The sequence below is a fragment of the Enterococcus sp. ARL09-542 genome, assembly GCF_005234805.1.
Classification (GTDB): Bacteria; Bacillota; Bacilli; order Lactobacillales; family Enterococcaceae; genus Enterococcus_D; species Enterococcus_D gallinarum.
On sequence record NZ_QPQX01000016.1, the window covers coordinates 29,917 to 48,218 of the forward strand.

Here is an 18,302-nt window from a genome sequence, read left to right on the forward strand (position 1 = left end):
CACGATGTTGTTGGAGTTTTTTTAATAAATGAAAATATTTTGTGCGTACTTATTGATGCAAGCAATTTTACTGTCAAAAGTCAAAAAATTAATCTTGTATTATGGATGAAAAAAATGTATAATTGGTATTTGTGAGTAGTCTAATCAGGCGACTCTCTCTGCTCCTAGAATATACTAGGGGCCTAAGACCACAGGGAGGTGAATAATCAATGGAAAATACGAAGTATGAGATCTTATACATCATTCGTCCAAACATTGATGAAGAAGCAAAATCTGCATTGATCGCACGTTTTGACACGATCTTGACAGATAACGGAGCTGAAGTTATCGAGTCTAAAGATTGGCAAAAACGCCGTCTAGCGTATGAAATGGATGGATTCCGTGAGGGTATCTATCACATCGTTAAAGTTTCTTCTCCATCAAATGCAAGTGCAATCAATGAATTTGACCGTCTTGCTAAAATCAATGACGATATTATCCGTCACATGATTGTCAAAGAAGAAGAATAAAATTGTTTCACATGAAACAAAGCGATGAGGAGATGATGAACTTTGATTAATAATGTTGTATTAGTAGGAAGATTAACCAAAGATCCTGATTTACGATACACTGCTAACGGCACTGGCGTCGCGTCTTTTACATTGGCTGTAAATCGTAATTTTACAAACCAAAGTGGAGAACGTGAAGCTGATTTCATCAATTGTGTGATTTGGAGAAAACCTGCAGAAACACTGGCTAATTATGCTCGTAAGGGTACATTACTTGGTGTGACTGGAAGAATCCAAACACGTTCTTATGACAATCAACAAGGACAACGTGTATATGTAACTGAAGTTGTAGCAGACAATTTTCAATTGTTAGAATCTCGAAATGCTTCTGAACAACGACGCACTACCGAAAGCGGTGGAAATACTTCGTATAATACTAGTGGTTCTTCTGGATTCGGAAACAATAGCACAAATCAAAATCAATCCTCTCAACCATCAGGAATGCCTAACTTTGATCGAGATAATTCTGATCCATTCGGAAACTCGTCAATTGACATTTCAGACGATGATTTACCATTCTAATAAATTGATAGGAGGGAAATAGAATGGCACAACAAAGAAGAGGCGGACGTAAACGTCGCAAAGTAGACTATATTGCTGCAAATCATATCGAACACATCGATTATAAAGATACAGAATTGTTAAAACGTTTCATTTCTGAACGTGGAAAAATTTTGCCACGTCGTGTAACAGGTACAGGGGCTAAAAACCAACGTAAACTAACTGTTGCAATTAAACGCGCACGTATCATGGGATTACTTCCATTTGTAGGCGAAGAATAATTTTTACTATTCAAAAGTTGACAACTGTTTTTGACAGTTGTCAACTTTTTTTGTATATACTATTACTAAAAACATTTAGTGTATTTGTTATTTAATTCAATATTTAAATAACGAAAAAATCTTTGCCGGTATTTGATTTGTGGTTTCCTAAATAAAGTTTCACGTGAAACTTTATTTAGGAAATCGCTTATTCGTATAAGATGTGGTAAAATATAAAAGTGTTTAATATTTCTATAGCAGTTTATTGAGGAGTTAAATTATGTCAGCAATCGGACTTATTTCAATTGATAACTATGATGATCTAATTGACAAAAAAGATGACAAACAAATATCCTACTTGAACTCTTTGATCACGACGCTGATTTCAGATTGGGCCAGTGAAAATCATATCTTTTATAAGCGGATTAATTCTGAACGCTTTCTTTTTGTTGCCAAGATTGAAGATATTGAGAAGATGAAAAAAGGGAATTTTGAATTTTTGACACGTGTTCGTAATATTGCTGAAAAGAATGACTTAGCCTTAACCATTAGTATGGGAATCTCTTACGGAGAAGAATCGCTAGAGACAATAGGCGAAGTAGCTCAAAATAATTTAGATATCGCCTTGGTACGTGGTGGGGATCAAGTGGTACTGAAGAAAGCTGATGAGGAAGCAAAACCACAGTTTTTTGGGGGGAATACAGATGGTACGCCCAAGAGAACTCGTGTTCGCTCTCGGGCTATGAGTACTACATTAAAAAAAATATTTGCTGATAATAAAAAGGTATTTATCATGGGACACAGGTACCCTGATATGGATGCTTTAGGTGCAGCCTTTGGAGTTGCTTATATGGCAATGATGAGTGAACGTGAATGTTACATCATTTTAAATCCTAAAGAAATTACTGCGGATATTGAACGGGTATTAGAAGAATTGAAGAAATATCCTGATTTAGAACGAATTGTTATTTCAGGTGAGGAAGCTGTAACTTTATCCAATGAGGAAAGTGTCTTAGTAATGGTTGATTATCATAAACCGTCTATGTCAATCTCACAAAAAGTTTATGATGTATTTGATAAAATTGCTGTAATTGATCATCACCGTCGCGGAGATGAGTTTCCAGATAAGCCGTTGTTGACTTATATTGAATCAACAGCATCTTCGGCATCAGAGTTAGTCGCTGAGTTGATACAATATCGTTCTACTCGCAAAACACAAATTCCCAAATTTATCACTACTTCTTTATTGGCGGGAATTTATGTCGATACAAAGAATTTCTCTGTTCGAACAACTGGTAGAACTTTTGATATAGCTGGATACCTCAAAAATCATGGTGCGGATACTTCACTTGTTCAATATATGCTTAGTACGGATTTAGACTCCTATTTAATGATTAGTGAACTAGTTTCTAAAAGCAAACATTACAAAGAAGATATCGTTATCGCAGTAGCTGATGATAAACGAGTATATGACAGTGTGACAGTCGCTAAGGCAGCGGATACGCTTTTATCAATCAATGGGATTCATGCTGCTTTTGTGATCACAAGGCAGCCTAGTAAGTTGATCGGTATTAGTGCTCGAAGCACTGGCAAAATCAACGTGCAAGTTTTAATGGAAGCACTTGGTGGAGGAGGCCACTTCACAAATGCAGCTACTCAAATCAAGGATAAAAGCTTGGATGAAGTCAAAAAAATGTTAATTCAAGAACTTAACAAGTTAGAAAGAGAATGAGGAGTGACCACAGATGAAAGTTATTTTCTTGCAAGATGTTAAAGGAAAAGGAAAAAAAGGAGATATTAAGGATGTACCAAATGGGTATGCACAAAACTTCTTAATTAAAAACAACTTAGCTAAACCAGCTAATAATGAAAGCATGGCCGAATTAAAAGGAAAACAAAAAGCACAAGAAAAACATGAAGCGGAATTACTGGCGGAGGCTGAAGAACTAAAAACAGTCCTTGAAAAGGAAGAAACAGTTGTTAGAATTAAAGCAAAAGCAGGAGAAGATGGTCGATTGTTTGGTTCTATTCCATCAAAACAAATTGCTGATGCTTTGAACAAACAATATAGTATAAAATTGGACAAGCGGAAAATTGAGTTAGAACAACCCATTCGGGCATTAGGTTATACAAAGGTGCCCGTCAAATTACATTCTAAAGTAACTGCTACAATTACCGTCCAAACGGTACAAGAATAAAAAGTTTCCCAACAGTAAAATGTTGGGTTTTTTTAAGCGGATATTTTTGTAATCGAGGTTCTCTTGTGCTTTGATTTGATATCCTGTAGAATAAATGAACACTAGATTAGGAGCGAAAGTCATGAATGAAGTATGGCAAAATCAAATTCCGCCTCAAGACATTGAAGCTGAGCAAGCGGTTTTAGGAGCAATCTTTTTAGACGCGGATTCAATTATTGATGCGATGGAAATTATTGAACCACAAGATTTTTATCGGCGCAGCCATCAGATTATCTTTCAAGCGATGATTCAACTCAATGATCGTAATGAATCCATCGACCTAATCACATTGAAAGCAGAAATAGAAAAAAGTAATAGTCTGGAAGATATCGGCGGGCTTACTTATTTAACAGAACTTAGCCAAGCTTCTCCTTCGGCCGCTAGTATTGCTTATTATGCAAAAATCGTGGACGACAAAGCGACTTTACGCAACTTGATTCAAACCGCTAGTCGTATCGTGACAAAGGGGTTTGAACAAGATGAAGATGTTCAATCGATTGTCGATCAAGCAGAGAAAAGCATTTTAGAGGTTTCAGAAAAAAGAAATAGCAACGGATTTCAGTCTATTGCTGATGTGTTAAATCGAACAATTGAAAATATTGATCAGTTAGCGCAAAATAACGAAGAAATTACCGGATTGCCTACTGGCTATGCAGCTTTAGATAAAATGACAGCTGGACTTCAAAAAGAAGAGCTAATTATTTTAGCAGCACGTCCTGCTGTTGGTAAAACAGCTTTTGCACTAAATATAGCACAAAATGTAGGAACAAAAACAGATCGTTCTGTCGCCATCTTCAGCTTAGAGATGGGTGCAGAATCATTAGTCAATCGAATGCTATGTGCGGAAGGATCTATTGAAGCCAGCCATTTACGGACCGGTCAACTGTCAGAAGAAGAGTGGCGCAATTTGATCGTGGCCATGGGAAGTTTGTCGAATGCTAGTATTTATATTGATGATACACCTGGAATCAAAATTTCCGAGATTCGAGCACGTTGTCGTAAATTAGCACAGGAAAAAGGGAATTTGGGTTTGATATTGATTGATTATTTGCAATTGATTGAAGGTACAGGAAGAGAAAACCGTCAACAAGAGGTCTCTGAGATTTCTCGGCAATTGAAGAAATTAGCCAAAGAATTAAAAGTTCCAGTTATTGCGCTTTCTCAATTATCACGAGGGGTGGAACAACGCCAAGATAAACGTCCAGTTTTAAGTGATATTCGTGAATCAGGATCTATTGAGCAAGATGCAGACATTGTTGCATTTCTCTATCGAGACGATTACTATCAACGTGAAGGTGACGAAGAGGATGGCGGTGAAGAGCCGCAAAACAATAATGTCATTGAAGTGATTATTGAAAAGAACAGAAGTGGAGCACGGGGAACAGTTGAATTATTGTTTATCAAGGAATACAATAAGTTTTCCTCTCTATCTCCAAGAGTTGAGTTTGCATAGGATAGGTTGCGACTGGTACTATTGCCGGTCGCTTTTTTTTATTCGTATTTAGCTTTGTATAAAAAAAATAAATAAAATATAGTTCGTTTTTTTCTGCTTTTTTTCATTTTAATGAATTCAATCATTCGATTTTAGATTGAATCCATGATCGAATACTGGTACAATACTTATGGAGTGCAATATATAAAGAAAGAGGTCATTAAATGTCATCTGTAGTAGTAGTAGGTACCCAATGGGGCGATGAAGGAAAAGGGAAGATTACCGACTTTTTGAGTGAAAATGCGGAAGTGATTGCACGTTATCAAGGTGGAGACAATGCAGGACATACTATTAAGTTTGATGGAGTGACATATAAATTACACTTGATTCCATCCGGTATTTTTTATAAAGATAAAATTAGCGTGATCGGAAATGGCGTAGTTGTGAATCCAAAATCTCTTGTTAAGGAACTTGCCTATCTAAAAGAGAATAATATAATAACAGATAATTTGAAAATTTCTGACCGTGCCCATGTTATTTTACCGTATCATATCAAATTAGATCAGTTACAAGAAGATGCTAAAGGTGACAATAAAATCGGAACAACGATCAAAGGGATTGGTCCAGCTTATATGGATAAAGCCGCTCGTGTAGGTATTCGAATTGCTGATCTTCTTGATAAAGAAATTTTTGAAGAAAGATTACGTATCAATCTTGAAGAAAAAAATCGTCAATTTGTTAAAATGTTTGATGATGAGCCGATTGCTTTTGAAGATATTTTTGAAGAGTATTATGAATATGGTCAACAAATCAAGAAATATGTAACGGATACTTCAGTTATTCTAAACGATGCGCTAGATCAAGGAAAACGCGTACTGTTTGAAGGTGCTCAAGGAGTTATGCTAGATATTGATCAAGGAACATATCCGTTCGTAACATCCTCAAATCCAGTAGCTGGTGGAGTAACTATTGGTAGTGGAGTGGGTCCTTCTAAAATCAATAAAGTAGTTGGTGTTTGTAAAGCATATACTTCAAGAGTTGGTGATGGCCCATTCCCAACAGAACTTTTTGATGAAACAGGCAATCAAATTCGTGAAGTTGGCCGTGAATATGGTACGACAACTGGTCGTCCACGTCGTGTTGGTTGGTTTGACTCTGTTGTCATGCGTCATTCAAAACGTGTTTCTGGTATCACGAATCTGTCTCTAAATTCAATTGATGTTTTGAGCGGCTTGGAAACTGTAAAAATTTGTACTGCTTATGAATTAGATGGAGAATTGATTTATCATTATCCTGCAAGTCTAAAAGAATTGAATCGTTGTAAACCAGTCTATGAAGAGTTACCAGGCTGGTCAGAAGATATTACTGGATGCAAAACATTAGCTGATCTTCCTGAAAATGCACGTAACTATGTACATCGTATCTCTGAATTAGTTGGGGTTCGTATCTCAACATTTTCAGTAGGGCCAGATCGTAATCAAACGAATATATTAGAGAGTGTTTGGGCACAAATCTAATCAGTGGGTAGAATTAATTAGTAGAATTGAATAGTAGAAAGAACAAGGCAGAGTATTTTAGAAGAAAATCGATGATTTTCCCGTCTTCAAGTATGATTTCTTCTGCCTTGTTCTTTTTTTGCTATAATAAGGTTATCAAAGGGGGTGTACCTATGTATCAAATCATTACAGATTCATGTTGTGATCTACCAGCAAAAAGATTAGCTGAATTGGGTGTTCAATATATATCTATGACAATTGAACTTGAAGGAAAAGAATATATCGATGATATGGGTGAACAATTTGATGCCAAGTGGTTTTTAGAAAAATTAAAAGAAAATGCACAACCGACAACTTCTCAAATCAACGTCGGACGTTATGTTGAATTTTTTCGTCCATATGTAGAATCGCACACACCGATACTTTATCTAGGTTTTTCGTCTGGAATGAGCGGTTCTTTTCAAAGCGCTGTTCAAGCTGTTGCTATTCTTAAAGAAGAATACCCTCATGCTGAAATCACACTCATTGATACAAAATCTGCTAGTTTGGGAGAGGGTTTTTTAGTAGCGGAAGCAGCAAAAAGACAAAGTGAAGGTTGGTCTCTTCATGAGGTCAGCCAGTGGGTAGAAGAACATAAATTATCTCTAGATTCTTGGGTGACAGTTGATGATCTTCGACATCTTGAAAGAGGCGGTAGAATATCTAAAACAGCAGCGGCCATTGGCGGCCTATTAAATGTTAAACCAATTATTACTGTAGATACAGATGGAAAGTTGAAAAATGTCGATAAAGTGAGAGGTCGAAATAAATCAATTCAAAAAATTGTTGATAAAACAGTAGCGAATCTGCGTGAATCTCAAATAGAGACGGTTTATCTTGCAAATGCAGGTGATGACGAAGCAGCAGAAAAAGTGTTAAGACTCTTGAAAGAGCAATTTCCAGCATTAATTATTTATCATTATCCTTTAGGACCAACAATTGCCAGCCATACAGGATATGGTTGTTTGGCACTTTTTTCATTCGGAAAAACACGTTTGATCAGTGATTGATTTTCTCTTAAATATAAAAGCCAAATGCAAGAGTTCTTGCATTTGGCTTTTTCATTTGGAGATCAATTATATAATTCTTGAATTCTTTGTTGTACATCTTTGTTGTCTAAGAACTCATCATAGGTAGTCTCTGCACGATCAACAACACCTTTATTTGAAACGGCGATAATTCGATTTGCGAGCGTTTGAATAAATTGATGGTCATGAGAGGCAAAAAGTAAAGAGCCGGTAAAAGCCATAAGGCCATCATTCAATGCAGTAATCGATTCTAAATCTAAGTGATTTGTTGGATCGTCTAAGACAAGAACATTAGCTTTTGATAGCATTAGTTTTGATAACATACAACGAACTTTTTCGCCACCCGATAGAACATTGACTGGTTTTAAGACTTCATCACCTGAAAACAGCATCCGACCTAAGAAACTACGTAAGAATGTATTATCATCCTCTTCTTTACTAGCATACTGACGCAACCAATCAACAATTGGTGTATCCGTATCAAATTCACCAGTAGTATCTTTTGGCAAGTAAGCGTGTTGTGTTGTAACACCCCAGCGTACACTACCAGTATCTGGCACGATCTCGCCCATAATAACTTTGAATAATGTAGTCGTTGTGATGTCGTTGTTGGCAATAAAAGCAACTTTGTCATCTTTATTCAAAGTGAATGAGATATTATCTAAAATCTTTTTACCGTCAATAGTCACACTGACATTATCTACTTGCAACAAGTCATTCCCAATTTCCCGTTCTGGTTTAAATCCTACAAAAGGATAGCGGCGTGAAGAAGGTTGAATATCATCAAGTGTGATTTTATCCAACATTTTCTTTCGAGAAGTGGCTTGCTTTGATTTTGACGCGTTTGCACTAAAGCGGGCAATAAATTCTTGCAGTTCTTTGATTTGTTCTTCTTTTTTCGCATTTGATTGTGATTGCAATTTTGCTGCTAATTGACTTGATTCTAACCAAAAATCATAGTTTCCGACATACAGTTTGATCTTCCCAAAATCTAGATCTGCCATATGGGTACATACTTTATTTAAGAAGTGACGGTCATGGGAAACTACGATAACGGTATTATCAAAGTTGATTAAAAATTCTTCTAACCAGTTAATAGATTGGATATCCAATCCATTAGTCGGCTCATCCAAGAGCAAGACGTCTGGTTTTCCGAAAAGAGCTTGTGCTAACAACACTTTCACACGTTGACCAGCTGTTAATTCTTTCATTTGGACATGGTGTAATTCATCAGGGATATTCAACCCTTGTAAGAGAACTGCGGCTTCAGGTTCAGCTTCCCAACCATCCAGTTCAGCAAACTCTCCTTCTAGTTCAGCAGCACGGATACCATCTTCGTCACTAAAGTCTTCTTTCATGTAGATCGCATCTTTTTCTTTCATTACGTCGTATAATCGTTTGTGACCCATGATAACAGTTTCAATAACTGGGTATTCTTCGAAGTCAAAATGATTTTGTTTCAAAACAGCCATTCGTTCATCGGGTCCTAATGAAACATTTCCTGTAGATGGTTGGATTTCTCCAGATAATATTTTTAAGAAAGTTGATTTACCAGCACCATTTGCACCAATCAAACCATAGCAATTGCCAGGCGTAAACTTAATATTAACATCGTCGAACAGTTTGCGATCTGAAAAATGCAAACTTACATCACTTACTGTAATCAATTCTTTTCCTCACTTTATATATATTGACATTGAGTCTCCTAGCATTATAGCGATGAATGTTGAAAGTTTCAAGTAAACTCAAGGATTTCCCTACAATCAAACAAGGAGCTTAGAATTATTTTGAGTAAAACAAAAGGCTAGAATCAAGCGTTTTCCTATGCTAGAGTAAAGGGAGAAGATAGGAGGAGAGAAATGTTTTGGTTGAATGGTTAATGCAACTGTCCCCGTGGCAGCAGGCTTTGGTTGGTACTTTATTTACATACGCCATGACTGCTCTAGGTGCGGCACTTGTTTATTTTTTTAAGGATATCAATAAAAATGTTCTGAATACGATGTTGGGATTCGCTTCCGGTGTAATGATTGCTGCGAGTTTTTGGTCATTACTAGACCCTGCTATCGCTCGTGCGGAAGAAAATGGGGATATCCCATGGCTTGTGGTTAGTATTGGTTTTGGATTGGGTGGACTATTTTTATATGCTGCAGACAAAACATTACCGCATATGCACTTTGGTCCTAACCATGAAACAGAAGGCTTTCCAAGCCATTTAAAACGAACGATTCTGTTGGTCTTCTCCATCACATTACACAATATTCCTGAAGGCTTGGCAGTTGGTGTGGCTTTTGGAGCAGCCGCCAGCTCGGAAGATCCTCGGGCAGCAGTTTTGGCAGCTATTTCAGTAGCTATAGGTATTGGGATCCAAAATTTTCCCGAAGGAGCTGCTGTATCCATTCCTTTAAGACAGGAAGGATTGAGTCGTAATAAGGCCTTTGTCTATGGACAAGCTTCTGGGATCGTTGAACCGATTGCCGGTGTTATAGGCGCTTTGCTGGTAACAAGTATGACAGCCGTTTTGCCATATGCTTTAGCATTTGCAGCGGGAGCGATGATTTATGTAGTGGTAGAGGAACTAATACCTGAAGCACAACAAACAGCTAGTAGTCGACGGCATTTTGCAGTTTTTGGTGTTATGACAGGCTTCATTCTGATGATGGTTTTGGATGTTGCTTTAGGATAATCAAAAAAGACTTGGAACAGATAATGCTCCAAGTCTTTTTGTTAGTTATAGTATTTTTTTGGTCGTTGTCGAACGTTTGTCAGCCACCGAACAATTAGAACAGCTAACAATAAAGGAATACCAAAACGAAAAATTAAACCAATCAATCCGCCAATTAATCCTAAGACGAGAGATAAGAGCAATGAAGCCAGAACTAAAACTGCTACAACAGTTACGATTTTACCTAACAAACTTTGTGTATTCATAATAAATCCTCCTATACCTTTTTCTTAAATTTATTTTATCAAGAAAGAAGAGGTGGAACATCCATCTTAAGGCGGAATTTTTTCTCCGTCGGTAGTCAAAGAGATGTTAGTGAGGTAAACTGGTAAAAAAAAGCAGGTGAGAACATGAAAGCAATTATCAAAAGTAAACATTTTATTACGGAAGGAGGGTGCAATGCTTGCCAGGCCTTTGAGTTAGAAACGTTTACGATGCACTTAGAGAATGGTAAAGAAGTTTCTGTAGAAAATCTGGACGTAGCATCTTTAGTAATGCCACTTATCCAAAATGAGCATTGGCAGACAGCGCTATTATTAGACGAAGAAGAGGGCTACATTTTTCGAAAAGAGAATCAAGAAGTGAAATTTGTGGATAATGATGCTACACAAGTATTTGTTTCAAAAGAACAAAGAATTGTTTGTCAGAAAAAAGCCTGTGATCAGGAATTGTTTACAGAAGCAAATGCAGTTTTACAGCAACTCTTCGCTATGGAACCAGTTGAATTTGTAATTGAACAAGCATAATCAATCAGAAAAGCAGCTTGAAAAAGAAACTTTCAATCAAAAGTGAAAATCACTTAAAGATTGAAGTCTCCGGAATCAAGCAGCTTTTTTATTTACGTATTTGACCTTCTCCATAGATAATATATTTGGTGGAAGTCAGAGCTTCGAGTCCCATTGGGCCTCTAGCATGCAATTTCTGAGTTGAAATGCCGATTTCTGCTCCAAAACCAAAAACAAACCCATCCGTGAATCGTGTAGATGCATTGACATATACTGCAGCAGCATCTACTTCTTGTAAGAATTTCTGAGAGGCAAAGTAGTTATCCGTGACGATAGCTTCAGAATGCTTAGTGTTGTAATGATTGATGTGGGCAATTGCTTCATCGATGGAATCTACAACTTTGATGGCTACAATATAATCTAGAAATTCGGTTTGCCAATCTTCTTCAGTAGCAGGTTGCGCATTTATTAAATAGTTTCGCGCGTTAGTATCAGCACGCAACTCTACTTTATTTTTCAGTTCTTTTTCTAGTAAAGGTAGAAAGTCTGCTGCACAACTTTTATGAACGAGGATCGTTTCGATTGCATTGCAAACAGAAGGTCGCTGAGTTTTGGCATTGACAACAATGTCGACAGCCATCGGAAGCTGTGCATCTTTGTCAATAAAGATATGGTTGTTACCTGTTCCTGTTTCAATGACAGGAACTGTTGCTGTTTCTTTGACACGACGAATGAGGTTAGCACCGCCTCGTGGAATCAGTACATCCAAGTACTTGTTCAAGCGCATCATTTGATCAGCCACTGCATGACTGGTGTCATCAACAAATTGAATAGAATAGGGTGAATATCCATTGGCGCTTAATGTTTCTTGCAAAAGATTTACAAGGATTTGATTTGAGTAGAAGGCTTCTTTACCTCCTCGCAAAATGACAGCATTCCCAGATTTGAAACATAGACCGGCAGCATCTGTTGTAACATTGGGTCTTGCTTCATAAATAATTCCCACAACACCTAATGGTACACGTTGTTTACCAATTAAGAGATTATCACTATTGCGCCACATTTTGTCCACGATTCCAAGTGGATCAGGGAGCTGAACGATTTTTCGAATACCAGTTGCCATCTCCTTGATTCGTTCATCAGTTAATTCTAGGCGATCAATTAAAGTTGAATTTAATGCATTTTTTTTTGCAGCAGCAAGGTCTTTTTTATTTTCTGTTAAAATTCGTGAACGATTTCTTTCAAGTGTATCGGCCATAGCTGATAGTAAGTGATTTTTCTCAGTAGCGGTTAGTAAGCTAAGTGAGGCCGCACTCTTTTTTGCTTGCTTTCCCAATTGCATTAAATCGATCATAATGTTTCCTCCTTGTAAAAGTAAGTGCCAACCTTTTTGCCAGCTAAGATATCAAAAATGATTTTAGGCTGTTTCCCATTCGCCAAGATCATTGTGGCATCTGTTTTGAGAATACGATCCGCAGCTTTTAATTTGCTTGACATGCCACCAGTTCCATACGGACTTCCTTTTCCGGTTGCTTGTTTCATTAAATCAGGTGTAATCTCAGTAATTTCATCATAAAGTTTAGCAGTTTTATGATGTAGCGGATTAGCAGTATAAAACCCATCGATGTCGGATAGCATAATCAGCAGATCCGCATGGACTAACTGCGCTACAATTGCAGATAATTGATCATTATCACCAAATTTAGTAAGATGGTCCAACTCATCTATGGCAACTGTATCATTCTCGTTGATTATTGGGATAATTCCCATCGCTAAGAGCTGCTCCAATGTATTACATACATTTTCTCGACTTTGAGGAAACTCAATAATATCTCGAGTCAACAATAATTGAGCAGTTTTTTGATTGTAAACTTGAAAACGGTGATTGTAAATATTCATTAATTCGGCTTGCCCCACGGCTGCAACAGCTTGTTGCTGGGGGATTTCTACAGGACGTTGTGGAATGTTTAGTTTATTCATCCCTACACCAATAGCACCAGAAGAAACGAGAATAATCTCTTTGTTTTGATTCTTTAGATCGGACAGAACAAAAGCCAGTTCATCAATACTCGAGAAGTTGATATTTCCATTGGGATAGACGAGGGAACTGGTCCCAATTTTGATAACGACTCGATTCGCTTTTTTTAGTTTCTCTCGCATGGATGTAACCACCTCTTCTGAATTCAGTAAATAATATTTTTTCTATTGTACTAGCAAAATAGCCTTTCGTCATGTCCTTTTTCTATTTTCTTCGTTTTTTTGACTGCGGAAGCGAAGAAAATATAAAGAGTTTCTGTTAATTTTGTTTTCATTAAAGAAAACAAGGGTTACTATGCTAAAATGACTATATGTTTATTAATTGGAGGAAAAGATGAAGACACGTGGATTTGAAATTGTTTCAACATATGCAGATAAGGATATAGCTCTTCCGCAACGCGCAACACACCATGCGGCAGGGTATGATTTTGAAGCGGCAGAAGAAGTCGTAATACCTAGTATATGGAAAGCGGGGTTGATGAATGGCATCCAAGCGTTGACAGCTAAAGATGTTCAAAAAGCAATCAAACCGACACTGGTTCCGACTGGAATCAAATCATATATGGGAAAAGATGAGTATTTACAATTAACGAATCGTTCGAGCAATCCTCTCAAACGTTTTTTGTTACTAACAAATGGTGTCGGAGTCATTGACAGTGATTATTACAATAATTCTGATAATGAAGGGCATATCATGTTTCAATTTACGAATTTTGGTCCCAGTGATTTGACCATCAAAAAAGGTGAACGAATTGGTCAAGGGATCTTCTTGCCGTTTTTAAAAGCGGATCAAGATGTAACCAGTCAATCACGCTCTGGAGGATTTGGTTCCTCAGATCTGTGATTGTTCGATATACGCATGCAGTCAGTCCTAGATAACGAATTGGAGGTTTGCAATGGCTAAGAAAGCAAAGAGTCAGTTTGTCTGCCAAAATTGCGGATATTCTTCACCAAAGTATTTAGGGAAGTGCCCTAATTGTGGTAGTTGGAATTCGATGGTAGAAGAAGTGATTCAAGAAACAACGGATCGGCGAGTACGGACTACTCTTACGGGACAACGGATGCAACCAACAAAAATTGCTGATGTCATACCAAAGAAAGAACCACGAGTACAGACCAAACTAGCAGAGCTAAACCGAGTTTTGGGTGGTGGTGTTGTTCCGGGATCATTGATTTTGATTGGTGGTGATCCAGGAATCGGCAAGTCGACTCTTTTACTGCAAGTCTCACAGCAGCTTGCAGCTATTGGCGGCAAAGTATTGTATGTTTCGGGTGAGGAAAGTGCAGAGCAGATAAAAATGCGTGCCCAGCGTTTAGGAGCCATTGATACGGAATTTTATTTATATCCAGAAACGGATATGTCTGAGATAAGCAAGGCAATCGAAAATCTAACACCGGATTATGTCATCATAGATTCGATACAAACGATGACACAACCAGATATCACTAGTGTGGCAGGAAGCGTGAGTCAGGTTCGAGAAACGACTGCCGAACTTCTAAAACTGGCTAAAACCAACGGGATTGCTATTTTTATTGTGGGACATGTAACCAAAGAAGGTTCAATTGCTGGTCCACGAATGCTAGAGCACATGGTGGACACCGTTTTATATTTTGAAGGTGAAAAGCATCACAGCTTCCGTATTTTGCGTGCCGTCAAAAATCGATTTGGTTCGACAAATGAGATTGGGATTTTTGAAATGGAAGCAGGCGGATTGAAAGAAGTAGCCAACCCCTCTCAAGTCTTTCTTGAGGAGCGATTAGAAGGCGCTACGGGTTCTGCCATCGTTGTTGCAATGGAAGGCAGTCGACCGATTTTAGTAGAGATCCAAGCTTTGGTGACACCAACTATGTTTGGTAACGCTAAACGAACGACTACCGGATTGGATTTTAATCGTGTTTCATTAATCATGGCGGTCCTTGAAAAACGGGCTGGGTTGCTTCTACAGAATCAAGATGCTTATTTAAAAGCAGCTGGTGGTGTAAAATTAAATGAACCTGCAATCGATTTAGCAATTGCAGTCAGCATAGCCTCAAGTTATAAGGAAAAAGGTACGAGTCCTACGGAATGTTTTATCGGTGAAATTGGGTTGACTGGTGAGATTCGACGCGTCAATGCGATCGAACAACGGGTAAAAGAAGTGCAAAAATTAGGATTTACTAAAGTATATTTACCTAAAAATAATCTTACTGGGTGGCAACCGCCCAAAGGTATCGAAGTAGAAGGCGTGTCAACTTTATCGGAAACCCTACGAAAAGTTTTTCGTTAATTCTGATAAGGTGTTAGTTAAAAAAAAAAGAATAAATTCGAAGATGAGACGAAAATAACGAAATTATCAGAACAAGAATGAATGAAGACTGTTTATTGAGAACTATTTGCATCAGAAGGTGCTATCTTTGTCCAGCTCTTTCTAAAAAAGATTTTTTCGTTTATGAGTCTCAGCTTCGTACTAAATTAGTTTGGAGGAACGTGTATGCAGAAACGAGTCATTACTGCGCTAATGGTTCTTGCTGGAGCAAGTTTAGGTATCTCATTAATGCCTGTTGCATGGCAAACCATTGGTCAATCAAAAAATGAATGGCTGAACAATAATATCACTAATAGCTTGCTTGGAGCCCTTATTTTCTTTTTATTATCTTTGCTATTAGCGAAATATATTGCAGCTGGAATTCGTAAAATTGAAGAAAAATTGAGTGAATTGAGTCTAACTTATTTATTATTTGGAGCAATCGGATCAATTATTGGTTTAATGATCGGGGTCATTGTATCGATTCCTTTTTATAATTGGGATATTCCTTTTATTAACGGAATCGCGCCTATTTTAGTAATGGCGTTGTTGGGATATCTTGGCTTTCAAATTGGCACGACTCGAATCGAAGAATGGAAAAAAATCTTTTCTTCTAAAAGCAAGAAAACAGAACCTGTTGAAGAACAACAGATGCTTGATCGTAAAATAGCTGATCATTTTCATAAGTATAAAATTCTCGATACGAGTGTTATCATCGATGGACGTATCTACGACATTGCTAAGACAGGTTTTCTTGAAGGGGTCCTATTAATTCCCAATTTTGTTTTATATGAATTACAATATATTGCAGATTCAGGAGACAGCTTGAAACGTGTACGAGGTCGACGTGGATTAGATATTTTGAATGCTTTGCAAAAAGAAGAAGGTATCGCTGTTGAAATGTATGAGGGTGACTTCGATGATATTTCTGAGGTCGACAGCAAATTGATCAAATTAGCAAAGATCCTTGATGGTATTGTGGTTACAAATGACTATAATTTAAACAAAGTTTCAGAATTTCAAAATGTTCCTGTGTTAAATATCAACGCTCTTGCGAATGCAGTTAAACCAGTAGTGATTCCTGGAGAAACAATGAATGTACTTGTTGTAAAAGCTGGAACGGAAAGACAACAAGGTGTCGCTTATTTGGATGACGGAACGATGGTTGTTGTTGAAGATGGACAGCATTACATGAATGAACATATCCAAGTAGTTGTTACGAGCGCACTGCAGACAGCTGCGGGACGAATGATATTTGCTAAACCGGCTCATTCAAGTCGTGGAATCGATAATCAGGATGACACAAAAAATTAGCAATAATCAATGGCAATTGGCGGATTTTACGCCGGTTGCCTTTACTATTTTGCTTAATGATTGTACAATTCTAGCTGAGCGAACTATTTTATTATCGGAGATTTTCCCTATAAGCTAGAAGGTAAAAACCGAACAGCAAAGGATTGTTTGCAAATCAGATGAAGGAAGAGGAAAAAGATGACTAAAGTGCGAGTACGTTATGCTCCAAGTCCAACTGGACATCTACACATCGGAAATGCCCGAACAGCATTGTTTAACTATTTATTTGCACGTCATAACGATGGCGAATTTATTATCCGTATTGAGGATACGGATCAAAAAAGAAACATTGAAGATGGTGAGAAGAGCCAGCTAGAGAATCTCGCTTGGTTGGGTATTGATTGGGATGAATCCCCTGCAAACCCTGGAGAGTACGGACCGTACCGCCAATCAGAACGCGGTGAGTTGTACCAACCATTGATTGATCAGTTGCTAGCAAGCAATCGTGCCTATAAGTGTTATTGTACAGAAGAAGAGCTAGAAGCAGAGCGTGAAGAACAACGCGAACGTGGCGAAATGCCTCATTATGGCGGAAAATGCGCTAATCTAACACCAGAGGAGCAAGCGGAAAAAGAAGCACAAGGTATCCAACCAGTTATTCGTTTCCGAGTTCCTAGAAATACAGAGTATAAGTTTCATGATATGGTAAAAGGTGAGATCGTTTTTGAGTCAGATAATGTAGGCGGCGATTTTGTCATTCAAAAGCGCGATGGGATGCCAACATATAACTTTGCAGTGGCAGTTGATGATCATCATATGAAAATCACACATGTATTGCGGGGCGATGACCATATTGCTAATACACCAAAACAATTGATGATCTATGAAGCATTTGGTTGGCAAGCGCCACAATTTGGACACATGACACTGATCATCAACAGCGAAACTGGTAAAAAGCTAAGTAAACGCGATGAATCAATTTTACAATTTATTGAGCAGTATCGTGAATTAGGATACTTACCAGAAGCAATGTTCAATTTTATCGCATTGTTGGGTTGGTCCCCAGTAGGAGAAGATGAGTTATTTTCTCAATCTGAATTGATCCAAATGTTTGATCCAGAACGCTTGAGCAAATCACCAGCGGCTTTTGATGCCAAAAAATTGGAGTGGGTCAACAACCACTATATGCGTCAAATGGACCTGGATCAGTTGACAGAAATGTGTTTGCCATATTTAATCAAAGCAGGTCGAATTGAAGAAGAGCCTTCCGTAGAAAAAAGAGAATGGCTGAAAAAAATCGTCTCACTATATCAACCACAAATGAGTTATGCTGCACAAATTGTGGAAGTTTCTGAGTTATTCTTTAATGAACATCCTGAATTGGATGCTGCTGCGCAAGAAGTCTTGGCGGGTGAAACTGTTCCAACTGTACTCAATGCCTTTAAAGAAAAATTGACTGCAATGACTACAGTTGACGCACCAACAGTAAAAGCTGCAATCAAAGAGATCCAAAAAGAAACAGGAATCAAAGGCAAAAACTTGTTTATGCCAATTCGTGTTGCTGTCTCAGGACAAACGCACGGACCAGAATTACCGGATACAGTAGAATTACTAGGAAAAGAAAAAGCACTTGATCATTTAAATAATGTATTATAAACACGAAGAATAGACGAAGTACTTACCTTTTTTTTGAAGAGAG

At 37.7% G+C, this 18,302-nt stretch carries 18 protein-coding genes and 1 other annotated feature (1 of these 19 running past the window's edge); of the genes, 14 read left to right on the forward strand and 4 right to left on the reverse strand.

Annotation, left to right across the window (positions count from 1 at the left end; all coding sequences use genetic code 11):
- Positions 1 to 209 precede the first annotated feature (209 nt).
- The 8 genes from rpsF (at position 210) to DVW06_RS14280 (ending at position 7,523) form a co-directional block, all read left to right on the forward strand.
- Entirely contained in the window at positions 210 to 509 is a 300-nt protein-coding gene (gene rpsF / locus DVW06_RS14245; RefSeq protein WP_003129251.1) for a 30S ribosomal protein S6, read from the forward strand.
- A 42-nt stretch (positions 510 to 551) separates the two neighbouring features.
- The gene (gene ssb / locus DVW06_RS14250; RefSeq protein WP_003129252.1) at positions 552 to 1,070 is read left to right on the forward strand and encodes a single-stranded DNA-binding protein; all 519 of its coding nucleotides are present in this window, start codon (positions 552 to 554) and stop codon (positions 1,068 to 1,070) included.
- A 23-nt stretch (positions 1,071 to 1,093) separates the two neighbouring features.
- Positions 1,094 to 1,330, forward strand: coding sequence for a 30S ribosomal protein S18 (gene rpsR, locus DVW06_RS14255; protein ID WP_003129253.1), 237 nt, complete (start codon positions 1,094 to 1,096; stop codon positions 1,328 to 1,330).
- Positions 1,331 to 1,589: 259 nt separating this feature from the next.
- Positions 1,590 to 3,041, forward strand: a complete 1,452-nt coding sequence (locus DVW06_RS14260) for a DHH family phosphoesterase (RefSeq protein ID WP_005473080.1) — start codon at positions 1,590 to 1,592, stop codon at positions 3,039 to 3,041.
- 13 nt (positions 3,042 to 3,054) lie between these two features.
- A complete protein-coding gene (gene rplI, locus DVW06_RS14265) occupies positions 3,055 to 3,507 on the forward strand; it encodes a 50S ribosomal protein L9 (protein WP_003129255.1) in 453 nt (150 codons plus the stop codon).
- 121 nt (positions 3,508 to 3,628) lie between these two features.
- Complete coding sequence (dnaB, locus tag DVW06_RS14270) at positions 3,629 to 4,999, forward strand: replicative DNA helicase (protein WP_003129256.1); 1,371 nt, start codon at positions 3,629 to 3,631, stop codon at positions 4,997 to 4,999.
- Between the two features lie 203 nt (positions 5,000 to 5,202).
- Positions 5,203 to 6,495: an adenylosuccinate synthase gene (locus tag DVW06_RS14275; protein WP_021148909.1), complete on the forward strand. Its 1,293-nt coding sequence runs from the start codon at positions 5,203 to 5,205 to the stop codon at positions 6,493 to 6,495.
- Between the two features lie 152 nt (positions 6,496 to 6,647).
- Positions 6,648 to 7,523: a DegV family protein gene (locus DVW06_RS14280; RefSeq protein ID WP_005473073.1), complete on the forward strand. Its 876-nt coding sequence runs from the start codon at positions 6,648 to 6,650 to the stop codon at positions 7,521 to 7,523.
- Positions 7,524 to 7,585: 62 nt separating this feature from the next.
- Here DVW06_RS14280 and DVW06_RS14285 read toward each other — a convergent pair whose 3' ends face one another.
- A complete protein-coding gene (locus tag DVW06_RS14285) occupies positions 7,586 to 9,208 on the reverse strand; it encodes an ABC-F family ATP-binding cassette domain-containing protein (protein WP_003129260.1) in 1,623 nt (540 codons plus the stop codon).
- Between the two features lie 197 nt (positions 9,209 to 9,405).
- On the opposite strand from DVW06_RS14285, the gene DVW06_RS14290 reads away from it, so the two are divergent.
- A complete protein-coding gene (locus DVW06_RS14290; protein WP_137264803.1) occupies positions 9,406 to 10,224 on the forward strand; it encodes a ZIP family metal transporter in 819 nt (272 codons plus the stop codon).
- A 41-nt stretch (positions 10,225 to 10,265) separates the two neighbouring features.
- Here the strand turns inward: DVW06_RS14290 and DVW06_RS14295 are convergent, their stop codons facing one another.
- On the reverse strand, positions 10,266 to 10,469 hold the full coding sequence (locus DVW06_RS14295) for a hypothetical protein (protein ID WP_003129262.1): 204 nt from the start codon (positions 10,467 to 10,469) through the stop codon (positions 10,266 to 10,268).
- A 144-nt stretch (positions 10,470 to 10,613) separates the two neighbouring features.
- Here DVW06_RS14295 and DVW06_RS14300 point away from each other — a divergent pair, with 144 nt between their 5' ends.
- Positions 10,614 to 11,009 (forward strand): DUF4809 family protein, encoded by a 396-nt coding sequence (locus tag DVW06_RS14300; protein WP_003129263.1) that lies wholly within the window; start codon positions 10,614 to 10,616, stop codon positions 11,007 to 11,009.
- An 88-nt stretch (positions 11,010 to 11,097) separates the two neighbouring features.
- Here the strand turns inward: DVW06_RS14300 and DVW06_RS14305 are convergent, their stop codons facing one another.
- Positions 11,098 to 12,342: a glutamate-5-semialdehyde dehydrogenase gene (locus DVW06_RS14305; RefSeq protein WP_003129264.1), complete on the reverse strand. Its 1,245-nt coding sequence runs from the start codon at positions 12,340 to 12,342 to the stop codon at positions 11,098 to 11,100.
- The gene (proB, locus tag DVW06_RS14310) at positions 12,339 to 13,148 is read right to left on the reverse strand and encodes a glutamate 5-kinase (RefSeq protein ID WP_005473069.1); all 810 of its coding nucleotides are present in this window, start codon (positions 13,146 to 13,148) and stop codon (positions 12,339 to 12,341) included. Before proB ends, DVW06_RS14305 begins: the two co-directional genes overlap by 4 nt.
- Positions 13,149 to 13,359: 211 nt before the next feature.
- Here proB and DVW06_RS14315 point away from each other — a divergent pair, with 211 nt between their 5' ends.
- From DVW06_RS14315 to gltX, 4 genes are all read left to right on the forward strand, one after another.
- Positions 13,360 to 13,869, forward strand: a complete 510-nt coding sequence (locus DVW06_RS14315; RefSeq protein ID WP_137264804.1) for a dUTP diphosphatase — start codon at positions 13,360 to 13,362, stop codon at positions 13,867 to 13,869.
- Positions 13,870 to 13,921: 52 nt separating this feature from the next.
- Positions 13,922 to 15,292: a DNA repair protein RadA gene (gene radA, locus DVW06_RS14320; RefSeq protein WP_003129268.1), complete on the forward strand. Its 1,371-nt coding sequence runs from the start codon at positions 13,922 to 13,924 to the stop codon at positions 15,290 to 15,292.
- Between the two features lie 204 nt (positions 15,293 to 15,496).
- Positions 15,497 to 16,624 carry a PIN/TRAM domain-containing protein gene (locus DVW06_RS14325; RefSeq protein ID WP_003129271.1) on the forward strand — a complete coding sequence of 376 codons (1,128 nt, stop codon included), beginning with the start codon at positions 15,497 to 15,499 and terminating at the stop codon, positions 16,622 to 16,624.
- A 177-nt stretch (positions 16,625 to 16,801) separates the two neighbouring features.
- Positions 16,802 to 18,259, forward strand: coding sequence for a glutamate--tRNA ligase (gltX, locus tag DVW06_RS14330; RefSeq protein ID WP_003129272.1), 1,458 nt, complete (start codon positions 16,802 to 16,804; stop codon positions 18,257 to 18,259).
- Positions 18,256 to 18,302: a binding site (T-box leader), on the forward strand; it runs 149 nt beyond the window's last position. It overlaps the preceding gene by 4 nt.

Excerpts from the sequence above, each read along its gene's own strand:
- rpsF (WP_003129251.1), top strand. The coding sequence starts at position 210 with ATGGAAAATACGAAGTATGAGATCTTATACATCATTCGTCCAAACATT.
- rpsR (WP_003129253.1), top strand. The coding sequence starts at position 1,094 with ATGGCACAACAAAGAAGAGGCGGACGTAAACGTCGCAAAGTAGACTAT.
- DVW06_RS14260 (WP_005473080.1), top strand. The coding sequence starts at position 1,590 with ATGTCAGCAATCGGACTTATTTCAATTGATAACTATGATGATCTAATT.
- rplI (WP_003129255.1), top strand. The coding sequence starts at position 3,055 with ATGAAAGTTATTTTCTTGCAAGATGTTAAAGGAAAAGGAAAAAAAGGA.
- dnaB (WP_003129256.1), top strand. The coding sequence starts at position 3,629 with ATGAATGAAGTATGGCAAAATCAAATTCCGCCTCAAGACATTGAAGCT.
- DVW06_RS14275 (WP_021148909.1), top strand. The coding sequence starts at position 5,203 with ATGTCATCTGTAGTAGTAGTAGGTACCCAATGGGGCGATGAAGGAAAA.
- DVW06_RS14280 (WP_005473073.1), top strand. The coding sequence starts at position 6,648 with ATGTATCAAATCATTACAGATTCATGTTGTGATCTACCAGCAAAAAGA.
- DVW06_RS14295 (WP_003129262.1), bottom strand. The coding sequence starts at position 10,469 with ATGAATACACAAAGTTTGTTAGGTAAAATCGTAACTGTTGTAGCAGTT.
- DVW06_RS14300 (WP_003129263.1), top strand. The coding sequence starts at position 10,614 with ATGAAAGCAATTATCAAAAGTAAACATTTTATTACGGAAGGAGGGTGC.
- DVW06_RS14305 (WP_003129264.1), bottom strand. The coding sequence starts at position 12,342 with ATGATCGATTTAATGCAATTGGGAAAGCAAGCAAAAAAGAGTGCGGCC.
- proB (WP_005473069.1), bottom strand. The coding sequence starts at position 13,148 with ATGCGAGAGAAACTAAAAAAAGCGAATCGAGTCGTTATCAAAATTGGG.
- DVW06_RS14315 (WP_137264804.1), top strand. The coding sequence starts at position 13,360 with ATGAAGACACGTGGATTTGAAATTGTTTCAACATATGCAGATAAGGAT.
- radA (WP_003129268.1), top strand. The coding sequence starts at position 13,922 with ATGGCTAAGAAAGCAAAGAGTCAGTTTGTCTGCCAAAATTGCGGATAT.
- DVW06_RS14325 (WP_003129271.1), top strand. The coding sequence starts at position 15,497 with ATGCAGAAACGAGTCATTACTGCGCTAATGGTTCTTGCTGGAGCAAGT.
- gltX (WP_003129272.1), top strand. The coding sequence starts at position 16,802 with ATGACTAAAGTGCGAGTACGTTATGCTCCAAGTCCAACTGGACATCTA.